The sequence below is a fragment of the Streptomyces sp. NPDC004838 genome, assembly GCF_053600955.1.
This window is the reverse complement of record NZ_JBSGAW010000058.1, coordinates 1-16,700: the sequence shown is the minus strand read 5'-3', so window position 1 is coordinate 16,700 and position 16,700 is coordinate 1. Positions and strand designations below refer to the sequence as shown.

Genomic DNA, 16,700 nt, shown 5'->3' with positions numbered 1-16,700 from the left:
CGGAAGCTGCTCACCCCTCCTCATGTGAGGGCTAACGCACCATCAGGAACCAGTATTCCAAGGCGAGAAACGCCATTCTGTTAGGAGTTCTTAGCGACCCGAGGCTCTCGAAGAACACCGCGGCGTTCTTCGCCGACAAGCGATCCCGCCGCCGGCTTCACCCCGCAGTGGCACACAACATGCTGGCCAGCGATCCGCCCGAGCACACCCGCTTGCGCAAGCTGGTGACCAACGCGTTCACGACAGGTGCCGTCGCCGAGCTGCGGCCGTCCATCGCCGAGACCGCTGACAGGCTCCTGGACCGATGGCCCGTCGGCGAGCGGGTCGACCTCGTCGCCGAATTGGCGGTGCCTCTGCCCGTCACCGTCATCTGCGAACTGCTCGGAGTACCCGAAGCCGACCGGCCCCAAGTACGGCTATGGTCCACCGAACTGTTCACGGAAGGACATCCCGACCGCATCGACGCGGCTTCACACGCCGTCGCCGACTACATGACGGACCTCATCGCCGCCAAGCGCCGCCAGCCCGGTCCCACACTCCTCGACCGCCTCATCGCGGCCCGCGACGGCGACGATCACCTCAGCGAGGGGGAGTTGGTCTCCCTGGCCGTGCTGCTGTTCGTAGCGGGCCACGAGACCACGACCAACTATCTCGGCAACGCCGTCCTGGCCCTGCTCCAACACCCCACTGAGCTGGCGCGACTGCGAAAGAACCCGGAGAGCGTCCCGCACGCACTGGACGAACTGCTGCGCTTCGACTCACCCCTAAGCACAGCCACCTTCCGCTACACCACCGAGGCCATCACGCTCGGCGGCACCGAGATTCCGGCCGGCGTCCCCGTGGTGATCGCCCTCGGAGCCGCTAACCGGGATCCACAGCGCTTCCCTTCACCGCTCCGGCTCGACCTCGACCGGAAGGCCGTCGGCCACCTCGGCTTCGGCCACGGCATCCACCGCTGCCTCGGTGCTCCCCTGGCCAGGGCCGAGGCCGACATCGTTCTACGGGCGATCCTCAGCCGCTTCCCTCGGATTCGACTCGCCGTCCCGCCTGGCCAACTCCGCTGGAGAGGAACGCGGCTGGTACGCGGGCTGGAATCGCTTCCCGTCCTCACATGAGCGAGCCTCGGAGCGGGCAAGCTGCCGCGAAGAGTGACGGTTCCCACTCGTCTCACGGCTCGCCCATAGGACGATCCCAGGGGTGGCGTCGTTCAGTGAGTCTGCCCGGTTCGATCACGTGATGCCGGGGGAAGGTGGCGTTGCGCGCGTGGTGGCTGGTGCATTCGGCCAGGTGGAGGGCTCCAATGGCGGGGTTGCGCAGGCTGGCCAGGGCCCGGCGGGGCGGCCGGATCGGCCGGCGTCCCGGATCGGTTCACCGGCGTGCGGGCGAACGGATCCCGGCCCGTTTGCGGACCCGGCGCACCAGCTCGTCGGCGGCCTGCGGCCACGTGGGGTACTGGAAGTCGAAGCCTGCCTGGGCAAGTCGGCCCGGGACGACGCGGCGGCTCTTCAGCAGCAGTTCGGTGTCGGAACGCAGAGCGAACGCACCGGCCTCGGCCATCCACTTGGTCGCGGGAAGACCCACCGGTACACCCCACGCGGAGCGCAGAGCGCGCATGAACGCGCGCTGCGGCAGGGGATGGGGAGCCGCCAGGTTCACCGGCCCCGCGATGTCCTCCCGGTCCATCAGGAACTCCACCGCGCGCACGAAGTCGTGTTCGTGGATCCACGACACGTACTGCGCTCCGCCCGCGACTGGCCCGCCGAGACCCAGGCGGGCCAGTCCCAGCAGGACGGCGAAGACCCCGCCGGCGTCCGGGCTCATCACCATGGCCGAGCGCAGGGCGACCTTGCGCGTGGCCGGCGTTTCGGCCTGCTGCTGAGCCTGCTCCCAGGCATTGGCGATCTCGACGCTGTACGCCCAGTAGTCCGGCACGTCCGGTTCGGTGCCGCCGATCACACCGGTGGCCTCGTCGTTGGGGGCGTCGAAGCGGTGGGCGTACACCGTGGCGGTGCTCATCTGCAGCCAGACCCCGGGCGGTCGGGCGGCACCCGCGATCGCGGCGCCCACGACAAGGGTGGAGTCGACCCGGGAGTCCATCATCTCCTGGAGATTGGCCGCCGTGTACCGGCAGTTCACCGTGCGTCCGGCCAGATTGATCACGACATCGCTGCCGTCCACCGCCGCCGTCCACGGCCCCAGGGTCCTACCGTCCCAGTGGACCTCGCCCTCACGCCTGGGACGTCTGGTGAGAATCACGACCTCGTGGCCGGCGGCGTCGAGTGCGCGCTTCAGGACCGCGCCGACCTGCCCGGTCCCACCGGGAATCACGATCTTCATCGGGTGCCCCTCCCTCGTCTCAGGGCGAGCCTAGACCAAAATAGTTGAACGCGTTCAAAATTTGGGGTGTGATCCACGGTTTAAGCTGGCCTCGCCGTGCGGCACACGCCGCTCGACGTCAGCTGAGCTGTCTGATCGGGGCGTTCGTCATCCGCGAATCGGCGTGTGTCCTGTCTCGACGAAGTCAGTCGCCCGCGCCTCGCTGATCTGCGTGGACTGCATTGGGTGAGACGCGGGGACTTGGTTCGTTGAGACAAATCTCAGGGGCCGGGCCCCGAACAGGCCGAGTGCTGTCCTTTGACAGCGAAGTTAGTCTCTCTGCCCACGTTGGCCTGCGGCGACTGGATTGATTGGCAAACGATCAGGTGGGGCGGGTTGGCTTCGTAATTACGAGGACACCTCTCCGCCCACTCCGCCTTGCGACCTAGTTCCGCCGCCGGATGCGACCGAGCACCTCACGCCATAACCTCCCCACATGACGTCAGTTGACTCGCGCCCCAGCGGACCCCGCAGTTCGGACCAGCGCAAGCGCGAGGCGCTTGAACGGCTCGCACGGGACAACGACGTATGGGTCGCCACTGCCGACGCCGCTGGCGAGCCGTGCCTCGTTCCACTGGCCTTCTGGTGGGACGGCGAGGTGGTGTGGCTGTCCACCCGCGACACCAACCCGACTGGGCGCAACCTGTGCGCCTCGGGCCGGGTCCGGCTCTGTTTCGGCCATACCCGGGACGTGGTCCTGGTGCACGGCACCGCGCGCATGCTGACCCGCGAGGATCTTCCGGCCGAGGTGGGTGACGCCTTCGCCGCCAAGGACGGTTGGGACCCTCGCGAGGACCACCCCTCATACGTCTTCTTCCAGGTCACCCCGCAGGTGCTGCAGGCGTGGGGGACGGTTCCCGAGATGGCCGGACGGACCCTGATGCGCGACGGGAAGTGGCTGGTCTAACGCGTGTCTCGAACGGGGCACATTCTCCGCCGGCGCTGGGCGTTGTTGCTCCCGATCGACGGGCGGTGTCAAAACTCGGTGGTAAAGCAGACGGGTCGTGGTCGGGACGGCCATCCAGCACCCCCAGTACGTCCCCTCGTACGACTGGGTTCGCTGTCAAACGCCTCGATTGGATGACAGCGGACAAGTGCTGTCCGGTCTCAGGTTGTACTGGTCGGACCGTCAGGCCCTGGCTCCGGCGACTCCTGAGCCGTCCATGGAGGCACGGACTCGCGTGATCAGTCCGTGCCTCGATAGAGTATCAAGCGATCTCGAGGCGGGAAAACGTTGGCGAGAAGCGAGAGCGGCTGTGTCAGCAGCCGCGCTATGCCGACTCCGTCAAGCCCGCTACCGCCGCTGCGCGTTCCGATGCTGGTCGCCCACCTGGTCCAAGGCGGCCTCGTAGGCGTGCAGGGCGGTGATGACCGTGGCGCGTTCCGTGGGGGCGAGACCGCGCATGACGGATTCCCAGGCAGAGGCGCTGCCGGAAAGCCATTGGCCGATCGGTGCGGCGTACGCGGGGGCGATGGCGATGATGCGGCGGCGGCGGTCGGCGGGATCGGCAGTGCGCTGCAGGACGCCCGGGCGTGACAGCTCGCTCACCATGAGGCTGACGGTCGTCGGGGCCACCTCCAGCCGGGCGGCCAGGTCGTTGACGCTGGTGGGACCGTCGTACTCCAGGTGGGCCAGCAGCGCGAGATGTCGTGGTGCCAGGTCCAGGCCCTGGAGCGCCGGAGGGATGGGCAGGCGCTTGGCGCGGCCGACGAGCCGTGGCATGAGCAACAGCAGGGTGCGGACGGCCTCGTCGACGGCTGGACCGTCCGATTCCGTGGACATCAGCGACCTCTCCAGATACCTTTAAGCACAAAGGCTTTGGGTTCAAAGGGAACGAGGTCCACTATGCCGCATCTGACCGTCCACCTTCCAGAGAACAGGCTGACCGGTAGGGAACCCATGCTCGTCGCCGCACTGACCGACGCGATCGTCGACGTCTACGGCGAATGGGCTCGCGACCTCGTAAGCGTCCGCCTGACCGGAGTCCCCGCAGGCCGTTTCGCGCAGGGTGGCAAGGCCGTGGACACAAACGCCTCGGTGATCTTGGGCGTCCGCGCCGGCGTCTTCGACCGCCCCGACGCCGCCGAGATCACCGCGCGCCTCGGCACCGCGCTCACCGACGCGATCACGCGCGTCGTCGGTGATGACCTCCGCCCCGGCACCATGGTCGAACTCGTGGCGTCACCGCCAGAACGTACCTTCGTCGGCGGCGCCCTCACCATGTGACCCTCCATCTGAGCCACCTCACAAACCGGCTGTCCTCAGGCTCAGCAGCGGTAGTAGAGGTGGAACGGCTCCACCGTTTTTCCGCGTCGGCTTCATCAGTCACACCGGGTCCGGCAGGTCCATGCGCGCGAGTTCGGCCGGGTCGACCACGGCGGTGATCTCGGTGATGCGGCCATCCGCGACGGTGAAGGCAAGCAGGGACAGCGGGGTGCCGTCCTCGTTCCAGGCGACGATGCCGGGTCGCCCGTTGACAGTCGCCGCATGTCCGCGTGCCGCGCCGCCGGCCACTCGGGCGCGGCCGGCGACCTCGGTGGCCCCGATCGTGACGAACCGTCCGCCGGGGGTGCGGACGGTGAGTTCCACCTCGGGGTGGAGAACTTCCAGCAACCGCTCGAACCGGCCCTCGCGGGCCGCGGCCAAGAACGCCCCGACCACCTCGCGTTGCTGCTGTCGGTCGCTTGCCGACTGCCGCGCGGCCCGAACCTTCCGGCGGGCGCGACTGGTGAGCATCTTGGCCGCGTCGGTGGATCTGCCCAGGATGGTGCCGATCTCCCCGTGGGGCACGGCGAACACATCGTGCAGCACGAACGCCAGGCGCTCATCGGGACGCAGCGAGTCCAGGACCGTCAACAGCGCCAGGCCCACCGAGTCGCCCAGTGCCACAAGCTCTTCCGGAGTCGGAGCATCGTCGAGCGTCACGGTGAGTTCGGGCAGCTGGTCGTCGAGAGGGACTGTCGGGCGCGTGCGGCCCGAGCGCAGGAGATCGAGGCTGATGCGGCCGACCACGGTGGTCAGCCAGCCGCCGAGATTGTCGATGGTATCGGCGTCCTGGCGGGACAGACGCAGCCACGCCTCCTGGACCGCGTCGTCCGCGTCGGCATGCGAGCCCAGCACGCGGTAGGCAACGGCTGTGAGCCGGTCACGGTGCGTCTCGAAGGCCTCGGCGACCGGATCGGCGGGGTGGGCGCCGGACATGGTGTTACCTCCCTGGAAGCTGCTCCGTCATAGGGGTGACGGGCGCCAGCCCGGCAACGTAACCCGACCGAGGAGAGCACCCTGCCATGCAGAACCGGCTGAAGAACAAGAAAACCGACAACCCCGACGTGTGGAAGGCGGTCGGGCACCTACAGAAGGCGATCACCGCCGGAGGCGTCGACCCGAAGCTGCTCGCCCTGGTCCACCTGCGCGCCAGCCAGATCAACAGCTGCTCGGCGTGCGTCCACGCCGGTGTCGCCGGAGGGAAGAAGGCCGGTGACACCGACGAGCGGCTGCACAACGTCGCGGCATGGCGTGAGGCACAGTTCTACACCGATGCGGAGCGTGCGGCACTGGCGCTGGCCGAGGCCGCCACCCGGCTGCAGGACGGTGCGGAGGGAGTCACCGACGAGATCTGGGAAGAGGTCAACGCCCATTTCACCGAGGAGCAGATCGGCGCGATCAACCTGGAGATCGCTCTGACCAACTTCTTCAACCGGATCAACCGCACCATCAAAGAACCGGCCGGCCAGACCTGGGGCTGAGCCCAGCGTGGCTCTGACGACTCGGTCGGCGATTGAGGTCGGGGTCTGCTCGCCTGGCGATCACAGTCGTTGCAGTACTCAGAGCATCCACGAGGTCCTCATGGAGGTCCGCGGGTATGGAACCGCTGTCAAAACCACATGCATCCACCGTTTCCCGGAGGGCAAGGGCTTGGCTCTGTGAAAGGATTTCGGCACAACCGGCATGCGACAGAAGGTCCTGTGCCGCGTATCCGTCGCGGGAATTCTCCACCTGGTGAATGAGATCAGTGGCTGCCGCGTGGCCGTAGGGGTCTTCAAGGCCGCCGAAGGCGTCGATCACGGTCAGCCCGAGACGGGTGTGGAAGACCGCCAAGCCGTCATGTGATCGGTCGGATTTCCGGTAGGTCTTGTGTAGTTCACGGATAGCCGGGCCATGTCTGCGGCAGAGCAGCTTCAGGCAGGCGGTCACGGTGTTCTCCCAGGTAGCACCGGATCGGGTGGCGTCGAGGAGAGCGAGAGCGCTGCTCGTGTCTCCGGCCGACGCGCTGGCGATCACCGCGACTTGACGGCCGTCGAGCATCCGGTTGCCGATTCCGTTGTGCTGCTGCAGGCGCATGCGTGCCTCTTCCCAGCGGCCGACGACAGCGAGCGCTCGGGCGCTGGTTGCCAGCATCGTCGCCCAAAGCCAGCGCTGTACGTCCTTGTGCGCCTCCGGGGAAGCGGTGAGGTTGGAGGCGGGGATCTCCACGCCGTCGATTGTCGTGTCGGTGCGGGTGGAGACGGCTGTGTAGAGGGCGTCGATGAGGTGGTGGGCGCGGTCTCCGTCACCGTCGCGGATGTGGAGGCGGGCCAGGTTGACGAGGGGTTCGAGGGCAAGTCGGGCGGCCTGCGCGCCCAGGGGGCGGGCGCGCAGGTACACGTGTGCTTGTCGGTGGCACCACTGCCGGGCGAGGTCGGGCAGGCCGCAGTCCGAGGCGAGGAGCGCCGCGAGGTTGTGGACGGCGGATGCCGCTGCCATGTCGTTCGTCTCGTCTGCCGTGCGGGCGCGAGTGCACAGGTCCTGGACGCGTTGGTCCAGGGGCTTGCATGCCGGGCGGGGACGGGCGACGAGAGGGAAGCGGCGGGCTATGGGCCCGGTGGGGTCCATCCCGGTTACTCCCAGATGACGGTGACGGGGTGGTGGGGGCGGGGCAGGACGTACCGCCCGGCGTCGGGGGCCATTGGCTCGGTCGTGCCGGTGATCTCGAAGCGGACGGTGCGTGTGCGGAAGCCGGTGTCCCAGGTGGTGATGTGGCTGCCGACTTCGTTGGCGAGGTCGGCACCGTGGGGTCCGTGGCCGATGACGCCGACCTCGTATCGCTTGCCGCCGTCGGGGGCGGGTTCGGCGGGGCGGATGGTGAGGTAGGCGAGGCTGCCGTCAGCGGCGGTGGTGGACATGGCGACCTTGGGGAACATCGGCGTGACCAGGCCGCTGTCCTTGGCGGCGGGCTCGACTTCCATCCGCATGAGGGGGTTGGGGAGCCTGCAGGCGAGCCAGAGATCGAGCCATTCGAACGTCTGCATCGGAGCGAAGATCACGCCGGTCCACACTTCGTGCCGCGGAGTTTCGAGAACTCCTGCGAGTGCTTCGGGGTCGGTGGCGCCGACGTTGTCCTTGTGTGTCTGCAAGGTGACCTCTCCGGTGCCGGTGAGGTCGATGATGCGGCGGGCGTCGTCGCCGATACCGCGCAAGGGCATGAACACCGCCATTTCGCTTTCGGTACTGTGCCAGCCCTCCCCGTCGTACTCGAAGGCGATGCTGCGGGACACGGCACCGGCCAGACGGAGGGGGACGACGAGGCGTCCACCGGGGGCGAGCTGCTCCAGCCACGGCGTCGGTGTCTCGAATGCGCCTACGGTCGCGATGATGCGGTCATAGGGGGCCGCGTCGGGGTGGCCGAGCGCTCCGTCCGCGAGGACGACGTCCACGCCGGTGATGCCCGCGGCGGCGAGGTGCTTGCGGGCGTCGTCCACCAGGTCGTCATCGACGTCGATGGTGGTGACGTGTCCGTTCTCGCCGACGATGGCGGCCATCAGGGCAGCGTTGTAGCCGGTGCCCGCGCCCACTTCGAGGACTCGGTGCCCGGGTTCGAGCCGGAGCTGTTCGAGCATCATGGCCACGATCGCGGGCTGTGAGGCGGCGCTGATGCGGGTGCCGTCGCCGTCGTGCTTGGTGTACACGGGCTCGTTCGCGTATGCCTCGTCCAGGGGCACGCCGGGCACGAAGAGGTGCCGGGGAGTGCTGCGGATCGCGGCCTCCACAGCGGGTGTGTGGATCGTGTCGCGGCCCTGGAGCCGGTCGGCGAGCTTGTTGCGGAGGGCTTCGGCGGAGGCGGACGAGGCGGTGTCGCTCGCGGTGGTCGTCATAGCGCGGACCTTAGGGGTGTCGGGTGCGGTGCCGGAGGAAACCGGCCGTTCAGGGGTGTGGAAGACGGTGTCCACGGCCAGTGCCGCCAGGGTTGCCTGATCGGTTCCCGTGAGGCCGGCGCGGTTGGCGTGGAAGATGAAGTGGTGGGCGAGGACGGCGCGCAGGCCGCGCTCCAGTCGCCCTCGGCGCGCCAGTGTGGCAAGGGCCTGGCCCGCGGTCTCGAAGGCGGAGAGCCACGGCTCGGGCATCAGTCCGGGCACGCTGCCGGGATCGGCGGTCATCAGCCGCCGTACGGCTCGATACGGTTCCGGCGGCTGGGCCGTCGTCGGGCGGGTGACAGGCCGAAGTGCGGTGATCTTCGCCCAGACGTCGCCCTGCTCGTACCAGTCCAGCCCGGCGGCGCGCAGCATCGTGCTGAACAGCAGCATCGTGGTCTCGCGCCGCCCAGGGTTCCGGCTGTCGCCGTGGGCGGCGCGGTCGAGGAGATGGAGGCTGTCCTGGTGGAAGAGTTCGTGCGCGGCGTCCATCGCGGCGGGGCCGCCGAAGGCGAGGGTTTCGGGCTCGTAGATGCCGCGCGTCCCGCTGGTGACGCGGCCCCGGCCGCTCAGCTCGGCCAGCAGATCGTCCACCGCCGTGGTGCTCGCGTCGTCGGGCCGGTAGCGGAGCCGCCATGCGGGGATTTTGCGGATGAACCACCATGACCTCCGGATCCCCGCGTCCGAGGCGGCGTTCAGGGCGGGTGCGAGGTCCTGAGCTGTGGTCTGTTCGGCTGTGGCACGGTCGGTGAACTCGATCAGGTACTGGTGCCATGCGGTGTCGGGTGGCATCGGATCGCGGGGCTTCCTCATCTCGGTGACGGTCAGGCGATCAGCAGGCAGGTGTCCCAGCCCGTGGCGGGCACATGTCCGGCTGTCGGAGCGAGGGCGGCGAGGGCGATACCGGCCGCGCCTTCCAGAAGGCCGGACCCGGTCGCGTCCGTGGTGGTGGGCTGTGCGGCGGCCAGCAGTTCGGGGGCAAGGCCCCTCAGCCGTGCGGCGGTGGGTTCGCCGGAGTCGGCGGCGGCGAGGGCCGCGATGTGGGCGAGCCCGGCGTATCCGTGGCAGAGCGACCCGTCCGTGGTCGCGGCACGCTGAGCGGGATCGGTCAGAGCACTGAGAAGCGACTCCTCGGCCATGAGCCGCCGGTCGGAGTCGCCGGTCGCGAGGGCAGCGAGCTGCTGCGCTCGGGCCAGGCCGACGGTCCCGTAGCACCAGGACGGTCGCCGTCTGGCCCCGCTGTGGTGGGGATGGGCGGGCTTGGTGTCCAGTTCCTCCCGGGTGATCATGTACGGCCAGCGGACGCCGGCGGGGGTGTCGATGCGCCAGGAGTCCAGCCAGGTGCAGATCCTCGTGATGGCGTCCGGCTGTCCCGGCACGGTGATGCCGCGCAGAGCGGCGAGGGAGAGCAGGGCGAGCGGTCCGCCGATCCCGTGGGCGAGGCCGAAGTTGCCGTGCCCGCCGGCAAACTCCGTCTCCGGGTGGCCGGTAGGGCCGGTGCCGGTCCACCACCCCGGCAAGGCGGTCCCGCCGCCGCCCAGCGGCGTGGTCATCCGCACCAGATAGCCGAGGACCGCGCGTAAGGCATCGTCCATGTCCGGGGTGCGGCTCAGCAGGTACGCGCCGATGCCGGCGAGGCCGCGGATCGTGTCGAACTCGGCCATCACTGGTAGCGCGCCCTCATGGATACGGGAGTTCGCCGTATCGACCCGGCGGTGGGCGTCGGCGGTGATCCGCGCGTCGAGGGCTGCGAGGGCTCCCCGGTAGGCACCGGGACGCACGGATGCGGCGGCGGCGAGCGCGGTTGCGACGGCGGGCGCGCCGTAGAACAGCGCCGTGCTCGCTCCGCGGGCGACGGGGGAGGCCGTAGCCACCGTCAGCCAGTCGTGGACGCGTTGCCACGGCCGCTGTCCGGCCGCCGCCAGTTCGATGTGCAGCAGCGCGATCCCGGGGACTCCGTGCGCGAGTGACTGCGGCCACCACGCCTTGCCCGTGGGCAGACCCGATGAGATCGGATGGGCGAGCCGGTCGGCGAAGTCCAGGGCGTCTTCCGGTCTCATGGGCGGCCTCCTGTACGGGCGGTGAACGCGAGCGCTGCGGCCCGCGCCAGATAGAGGCATGCCGCTTTGGCCTCGGGATCGATGCCGTACGCCCGCAGGAAGTGCGTATGCAGGAGAGAGTCCAGGGCGGCGTCGGCGTCTACGCCCTCGGTGTGCGGGCCGGGCAGGTGGGCGCGGTACGCGGCGATGGCGCGGGCCCGCTCCGCCCACGCGTCCACGATCACAGCGCCTGCGGGCACCCGCCGCAGGGCGCTGAAGCCGTCGCGGGGGTCGGCCAGACGCACGGCCTCGGCGAAGACCGATCGCGGCACCTGCGCCGGGGCGGTCTTCGGGATCCGGTCGATCAACCACGCCGTTCCGGCTTCCGCGCTCCCGGTGAAGCCGACCGCGACGGCGAGGAATTGGGCGGCGGCGAGCACCCGGCGGTCAGGTCTTCCGGACTGGGAGAGCTGGGCGAGTACCGTTCGGGAGTCGGCGGCGAACACCCTCTCGACCGCGGACAGCGCCTCTCCGGAGCCCCAGCGTCCGTTCTCCGGGTAGGAGGTCGAGTAGGTCACCCCCCGCAGAAGCCCGGCCCGGCGCAGACCGTCCGCCCATCCGCTCACCCGGCCGACGGCATCACCGAAGGTCTCCGGGCCGGGGGCCGGAAGGGAGATACGGAGCCGCAGGCAGTCGTCGCGGCCCTCGCGGAAACGGAGGAACCACCACACGGGGTGCTCGTCCTCCCAACGGGACAGAAGCGCGGGCAGATGCTCCGCGAGGACCGTGTCCTGGCGCTGTACGTCCCCGTGGAGCTGTGCCAAAAAGACCGGTGAGACGCCTGGGGTATGTCCATGGTCCCTGGAGACGACCCGCTCCAGGGCAGGGCGGGGAAGGGCGGGCCGGAACGGTGGCTGTCGGGCCGTGAGCGGGACGACCACCTCGTGTGCTCTCCCCTCGCACCATCCGGCAGCGTCCTCACCCGATGCTTCCTTCAGCACGGCGAGGTGCTTGGAGTTCAGATGTTCGCGCAGCAGCACCCGGTGCCCGGCATCGTCCAGATCGAGCGGGAGCCGCCAGTCGCCGTCCACGAGGTAGACCGAAGGCGGCAGGCGGCGCCGTGCGCGCCACTCTGCCAGCGCCGTATCCCATGCCTCCCAGGCCACAGTCCGGCCGGGCAGTTCGGCGGCATCGAGCCGCCACCGGGCCGGAGCCAGCACCGTACGGCCGTAGAGCAGCCGGGGCAGAAAGGGCAGCCCGGCCGCAGCGCCCCAGTCGAAGTCGCTGACCTGTGCACACAATGCACGGGGAAGTTCGGTCAGAAACCGGGCCAGTGGCGGGGTGTGCGTGCGCAGATTCAGCGCATGCATCGCCCACGTGTCCACCCGACGGCCGAGCCCGGGAGCAGCCAGATACAGGCGCTGTCCGTCGCATCCCACCGCGAGGTCCTCCACGGTGAGGACGTCCGCGCTGGTGGGGTCGCGGTACTCGGCGAGGCTGACCACGGTCGGAAGCGTTCTCGCGGCTCTGGTCACATGCGCGGTGGCGGGGTCCAGCGGCGGAAACGACAACTGGGCGCACACGGTGTCCCGTTCGTCGGCATCGAGGTGGGTGAACTGGGCGGCGAACCGCTCTCCGCCATGACCGTCGAGAACGCTGAGGAGTCTGCCTGCCACCACGCCGGCCGCGCGGGAGACGGAGAGGACGGTCAGCCGGAAGTCGCCGCGCCGCACGGCGGTCAGGTCCGGAGCGTTCATGCGGAGGCACAGTTCCAGGTGAGGAGGTAGCCGCACGGGCCCGCCCTCACGCGGTTCCAGGTCGGAGATCAGCGTCTCCTCCAGCACGACTTCCCTGCGCGCGTCCAGCGCCGCGCTCTGCGCGAGGGCCAGCAGCCTCTCGTCTCGGCGTGAACGCTCCGGACGCTGCTCCGGCATCCTCGTACCGGGGTAGCCGTCGGGCCAGCCGATCCCGCTGTCCGCCACCACGTCGAGGACGGGCACGAGCGCACCCGTGCCGAACCGCTCGTAGAACCGCCGGTGGTAGTCGCGCCAGACGCGGGTGCCGTGGGGCGAACCGCTCAGACGGGCCAGCACCATCGCTGCCCTCTCCGCCTCTCGGGCGACTTCTCGCGGCAGCACGACCTGTGCGTCGAGGCGGAGGTCCAGCGCGACCGGGTGCCGTCGGGTGCGGGCCAGAAGGCTCATCCGGGCAGCCGCGTCCGCGCGGATGCGTCGGCTTTCCTCCGCAGTGGCCCGGTGGTGGCGTTCGAGAAGGGCGTGGATCTCCCGTAGGCCGGTCACGGGCGCGACCGCTTCCGTGCCCGCCGACTCCAGTTGCTCCAGCAGATGTCCCAGCGCGTCGGGTTCCGTACCGGGCGCGTGAAGGCTGGTGATCAGCGCTCGATGCGCGACGAGTCGAGTGAGCAGACTTCCGGTCTTCTCGGAAGAGGCCGTGAGGAACCCGGACTGAAGCCTCTTCCTCAGATCCCCGAAGCGAATCGGTGACCGCGCCGCGCGCAGGGCGAGTTGTACCGGGGCCGTGTTTCGCATCGACACCTCCATCGCACCTGTCCGCTCGCCGGGACGGAGCTGGTACGGCACGATCAGGCGGTCTCCCCGAACGAACGTAGTGGAGTTCGCCACCACGGGCAGACGCTCAAGTGCCTCCGGGCGTCCCTCCACCCGGTGGATGACGCCCGCAAGCCACTCGCCGTCGGCTCTGGCCACCGCCCGGTGATCAGAACCCCAGCGGGAATGCGGTTCGGCTCCGAAGGCAGCCGGGACCACTCCGGCGAAGAGGCCGGAGGGAGTGGGACGACCGCTCAGACGCCGTGCGTAGCGGGCAACGGACAGTGCGGCTCGCCGGGTCTCACGGGCATGGGGATGCGCCTCGGCGCAAATGCGGCGGATCTGCCGGTCCAATCCCGGGCTGGCGTGCGCGACGGCATCGGTGACTTCGGGCCTCGCCCACATCCGGCGAAGCCAGTCCGCCTGCTGGGCCGTACTCTCGGGGCTGGATCCGGTGAGGTCGGGCCATGGTGGCAGCTTCAGACGGGCGTTGGGCGTAGCTCGTATCAGCGCACCTTCCATCGACCGGAAACCCACATCGCTGCGCTCCGCCGGCATCACCAGGTTCCTCCTCGATGCAATAGGTGGGGCGGCGGCCGGGCGCTTCCCCGTACGGACGAGGTCGGGGTCGTCGTCCGGCCGCCTACGACTGTCAGGCAGCGCTGATGCAGGTGGATCCCTCACAGGTCGTGCCGCATCCGTCGTCGGTCATGTTGACCAGGACGGCCGGGTCCGCCACCTCCAGGAAAGTGATGTCCAGATCGAAGCCGTCCGGTTCCTCCTCGGTCCGGACGGGGTCGGGATCAAGGTGCGTGGAACTCGCGCTCATTGCCATCTCGAATCCTCTGGTAGTGGATGGAGGTGCTCTTGCCGGCCCGGCCGCGACACGATGTCCGTGTCAGGGCCGGGAGACTTCGGGGGAGGGTAATCACCCCGCCATGGGGCATCGACCGTGCGAGCCCTTTCCACGGTGGGATGCCCGGAACCCGCCGGTTCGTCGGGTGAGGATGGCTGAATCATGTTCTCCCCACCGCGCCTGGCGTGATCGCGACGCCGGCGTAGGCGCCGGACACATAGGGCTGCTCGTGTGCGTGGGGGTGGTCGGGGTGCCAGTGGGCGGTGGGGACGACTCCGGGCCCGAGCTGGGGCCAGTCCCCGAAGAGGGCTTGGACGTGGTCCTTGTCGCGGGGTCGGTACGCGATGCGGGCTTTGGTGTAGTGGCTGGTGACGGCGGCCATTTCGTCCGGGCTGAGGTCGGCTGTGGCGTGGGTGATGGAGAGTGCGCTGCCGGAGGGCAGCCAGTCCCGCAGGGTGGTCAGGAGCCGTTGCACGGCCTCGTCGTCGGCGATGTAGGGCAGGACGTCGTGCAGCAGGACCGCGATGGGGCGGCTCCGATCGAGAAAGTCGATATCGGGCAAGGTCAGGATGCGGTCGAGGCCCGTGACGATGTCGCCCTGAACGGCCGTGACACCCGGCCGCTCCTCAAGCCGCGCCCGCGCGTGCGCGGTGACGACCGAGTCCTTGTCGACGTACACGACCACGGAGGCACTGCCCGGTGATCCGGCCGCTTCGTGGGTGTTGGGTGACCACTCTTCCCGGCTGGGTGGTGAGGGGTATCCGCAGCCGAGGTCGAGGAACTGGGTGATGCCGAACGAGGCGAGCCGGGTGGTGGTGAGGGCGTTGTGGATGCGGTTGATGGTGGCGGCGGTGCGCAGCCATTCCGCCTCCAGCGTCAGATAGCCGGCCAGAGCCTCGTCGACCTGGTAGTTGTCGCCGCCGCCGAGGAGCCAGTCGTAGACGCGGGCGGGGTTCGGGATGTTCGACCAGTTCGCTGGCAGCCCGATGAGGGTCTCACCGGTCCGGGGGACCGCCCACGGCACCGTCGCCGGGCGGACGAAAAGGCTCCGGTCTGCGTGGCCGGGGGTGGAGAAGGAGGGGTTCTGGTCCATGGTGCGTCCGGGAGGGTCGGTGTGCGGGCAGAGGAAGCCGGGGATATGGCCCCCACCACTGGGGCGGGCCTGGTTCAAGCTGTCGGGACCGCGACGGGTCTGGGAGGCCAGGAGTGTTCGAGACGCTGGGACCACTGGCCCTTGCCCACGCCCAGGGCTTCCTCCGCGAGGCGTAGGAGCTGGATGTCGCTGGTGCCGGCGGGCGGGTTGATGTGGTGGGCGTCGCGGAGGTAGCGCTCCATGGGCAGGGAGGTGAGGAGACCGGCGGCGGCGTGGATGTCCATGCCGGTGCGTACGGTGTCGAGGGCGGCCTGGACGGTGACGTGTTTGGCGTTGATGAGGTCGGCGTCGCAGGGTCGGCCCTGGTCGAGCTGGTGGGCGGCGTGGTAGGCGGTGAGGCGGGAGGTGCGGAGCCAGGACTCCATTCGGCCGATCTGCTGCCGGATGGTGGGGAGTTCGGCGAGGTCTCGACCGTAGCGGCGGCGTCCGGTGGCGAAGGCGAGGGTCTGGTCCATGGCGGCCTGCTGGATGCCGAGCGCGAGCGCGGTGAGGTTGGGGCGGCCGTAGAGGACGCTGGAGGAGTAGGCGACGGCCAGTCCGTCGCCTACCTCGCCGAGGACGTGGGTCTCGGGTATGCGGACGTCGTCGAGGACCAGTTCGCCGAAACTGAACCCGCGCAGGCCCAGGGCGGGCTGGAGCGGCGCGAGGCCGATGCCGGGCCGGTCGGCTTCCACCAGGAACGCGGTCAGACCGCGACTTCCTTTGCCCGTGCGGACGACGACCTTGTGAACGTGCCCGATGTGGGAGTTGCCGATGTAGATCTTCCGGCCGGTCAGGATCCAGCGGCGTCCCTTGCGCCGACCGGTCGCCTCCATGCCCAGGACATGTCCTCCGGACACTCCCTCGGTCACGGCGATGGTCGGCAGGCACGACCCGTCGGCGATCCGCGGAAGCCACGCGTGCTTCTGCTCGTCGTTGCCGAAATGCAGGATGCCTGCCGTGCCGAGCTGGGAAGCCTGCGCCATCGCGCCCATCGCACCGCTGACCCGCGACAGTTCCTCGTTGATCAAGGTCTTGGCGAGATGGCCGGCGTCCATGCCCCCGTAGGCGGAGGGGATCGTCGCCCCGATCCAGCCCTGACGGGCGATCAGCCCCGCGAGGTCCCGCTCCACGTCGGCGGCGGTTTCCATCCGGGTGACGGCGGGGGCGACTTCGGCTTCGGCGAAGTCGCGTACCTGTCGGCGCAGGTCTGTGTGGTCGTCGGTGAGAAACGCGTCGGACATCGTGGATCTCCTCTTCCCCGTGCGGTGACTGCCGGTGTGCGGGTGAGCTGGCGCCGCTCCGGCTACGGCAGGTGGTGCCGAGGCCGGTCCCGGCGGCGGTGCAGGAGGTCCGCGACCTCGTCGCGATAGGTCTTGATGAGGGTGAGCGAGGTCTGTCCGGTGCTGAGGTGCCGTGGCCGGGGGCCGACGAAGCAGACGGTGCCGAGCACGATGCCGTCGACGACTAGTAGTACTTCGTTAGGTCGATTTGGTGGTGTGGTGTTGGTTCGGGCATGGTGGTGCGGTGGACTTGGGGGAAGTTGAGGAATTGCGGGGCGA

The 16,700-nt window shown here is 69.4% G+C and carries 15 protein-coding genes; 4 read left to right on the top strand and 11 right to left on the bottom strand.

Translation table 11 applies throughout. The features are described from left to right. The first annotated feature begins 41 nt into the window (after positions 1-41). Positions 42-1,115, top strand: coding sequence for a cytochrome P450 family protein (locus ACWEFL_RS35410; RefSeq protein ID WP_451721092.1), 1,074 nt, complete (start codon positions 42-44; stop codon positions 1,113-1,115). 253 nt (positions 1,116-1,368) lie between these two features. Here the strand turns inward: ACWEFL_RS35410 and ACWEFL_RS35405 are convergent, their stop codons facing one another. Continuing rightward, the gene (locus tag ACWEFL_RS35405) at positions 1,369-2,337 is read right to left on the bottom strand and encodes a TIGR01777 family oxidoreductase (RefSeq protein ID WP_451721088.1); all 969 of its coding nucleotides are present in this window, start codon (positions 2,335-2,337) and stop codon (positions 1,369-1,371) included. 475 nt (positions 2,338-2,812) lie between these two features. Here ACWEFL_RS35405 and ACWEFL_RS35400 point away from each other — a divergent pair, with 475 nt between their 5' ends. Next, a complete protein-coding gene (locus tag ACWEFL_RS35400) occupies positions 2,813-3,283 on the top strand; it encodes a pyridoxamine 5'-phosphate oxidase family protein (RefSeq protein WP_451721086.1) in 471 nt (156 codons plus the stop codon). A 387-nt stretch (positions 3,284-3,670) separates the two neighbouring features. On the opposite strand, the gene ACWEFL_RS35395 is transcribed toward ACWEFL_RS35400, so the two are convergent. After that, positions 3,671-4,159, bottom strand: a complete 489-nt coding sequence (locus ACWEFL_RS35395; RefSeq protein WP_451721084.1) for a MarR family winged helix-turn-helix transcriptional regulator — start codon at positions 4,157-4,159, stop codon at positions 3,671-3,673. A gap of 63 nt (positions 4,160-4,222) precedes the next feature. On the opposite strand from ACWEFL_RS35395, the gene ACWEFL_RS35390 reads away from it, so the two are divergent. Continuing rightward, the gene (locus tag ACWEFL_RS35390) at positions 4,223-4,603 is read left to right on the top strand and encodes a tautomerase family protein (RefSeq protein ID WP_451721082.1); all 381 of its coding nucleotides are present in this window, start codon (positions 4,223-4,225) and stop codon (positions 4,601-4,603) included. Positions 4,604-4,702: 99 nt separating this feature from the next. Here the strand turns inward: ACWEFL_RS35390 and ACWEFL_RS35385 are convergent, their stop codons facing one another. Further along, positions 4,703-5,578: a sigma-70 family RNA polymerase sigma factor gene (locus tag ACWEFL_RS35385; protein ID WP_451721080.1), complete on the bottom strand. Its 876-nt coding sequence runs from the start codon at positions 5,576-5,578 to the stop codon at positions 4,703-4,705. An 86-nt stretch (positions 5,579-5,664) separates the two neighbouring features. On the opposite strand from ACWEFL_RS35385, the gene ACWEFL_RS35380 reads away from it, so the two are divergent. Continuing rightward, the gene (locus ACWEFL_RS35380; RefSeq protein WP_451721078.1) at positions 5,665-6,123 is read left to right on the top strand and encodes a carboxymuconolactone decarboxylase family protein; all 459 of its coding nucleotides are present in this window, start codon (positions 5,665-5,667) and stop codon (positions 6,121-6,123) included. Here ACWEFL_RS35380 and ACWEFL_RS35375 read toward each other — a convergent pair. From ACWEFL_RS35375 to ACWEFL_RS35340, 8 genes are all read right to left on the bottom strand, one after another. After that, positions 6,092-7,120, bottom strand: a complete 1,029-nt coding sequence (locus ACWEFL_RS35375) for a hypothetical protein (protein WP_451721076.1) — start codon at positions 7,118-7,120, stop codon at positions 6,092-6,094. The genes ACWEFL_RS35380 and ACWEFL_RS35375 overlap by 32 nt on opposite strands. Before the next feature lie 134 nt (positions 7,121-7,254). Continuing rightward, entirely contained in the window at positions 7,255-9,357 is a 2,103-nt protein-coding gene (gene fxlM / locus ACWEFL_RS35370) for a methyltransferase, FxLD system (RefSeq protein ID WP_451721074.1), read from the bottom strand. 11 nt (positions 9,358-9,368) lie between these two features. Continuing rightward, positions 9,369-10,604, bottom strand: a complete 1,236-nt coding sequence (locus tag ACWEFL_RS35365) for a lanthionine synthetase C family protein (protein WP_451721072.1) — start codon at positions 10,602-10,604, stop codon at positions 9,369-9,371. Continuing rightward, positions 10,601-13,555 carry a lantibiotic dehydratase gene (locus tag ACWEFL_RS35360; RefSeq protein ID WP_451721090.1) on the bottom strand — a complete coding sequence of 985 codons (2,955 nt, stop codon included), beginning with the start codon at positions 13,553-13,555 and terminating at the stop codon, positions 10,601-10,603. Before ACWEFL_RS35360 ends, ACWEFL_RS35365 begins: the two co-directional genes overlap by 4 nt. 247 nt (positions 13,556-13,802) lie before the next feature. Further along, complete coding sequence (locus ACWEFL_RS35355; RefSeq protein WP_451721070.1) at positions 13,803-13,979, bottom strand: FxLD family lanthipeptide; 177 nt, start codon at positions 13,977-13,979, stop codon at positions 13,803-13,805. 187 nt (positions 13,980-14,166) lie between these two features. Further along, the gene (locus ACWEFL_RS35350) at positions 14,167-15,099 is read right to left on the bottom strand and encodes an SAM-dependent methyltransferase (protein WP_451721068.1); all 933 of its coding nucleotides are present in this window, start codon (positions 15,097-15,099) and stop codon (positions 14,167-14,169) included. 74 nt (positions 15,100-15,173) lie between these two features. Then, positions 15,174-16,382: an acyl-CoA dehydrogenase family protein gene (locus ACWEFL_RS35345; protein WP_451721066.1), complete on the bottom strand. Its 1,209-nt coding sequence runs from the start codon at positions 16,380-16,382 to the stop codon at positions 15,174-15,176. A gap of 62 nt (positions 16,383-16,444) precedes the next feature. Then, complete coding sequence (locus tag ACWEFL_RS35340) at positions 16,445-16,591, bottom strand: hypothetical protein (protein ID WP_451721064.1); 147 nt, start codon at positions 16,589-16,591, stop codon at positions 16,445-16,447. Between the last annotated feature and the right edge of the window lie 109 nt (positions 16,592-16,700).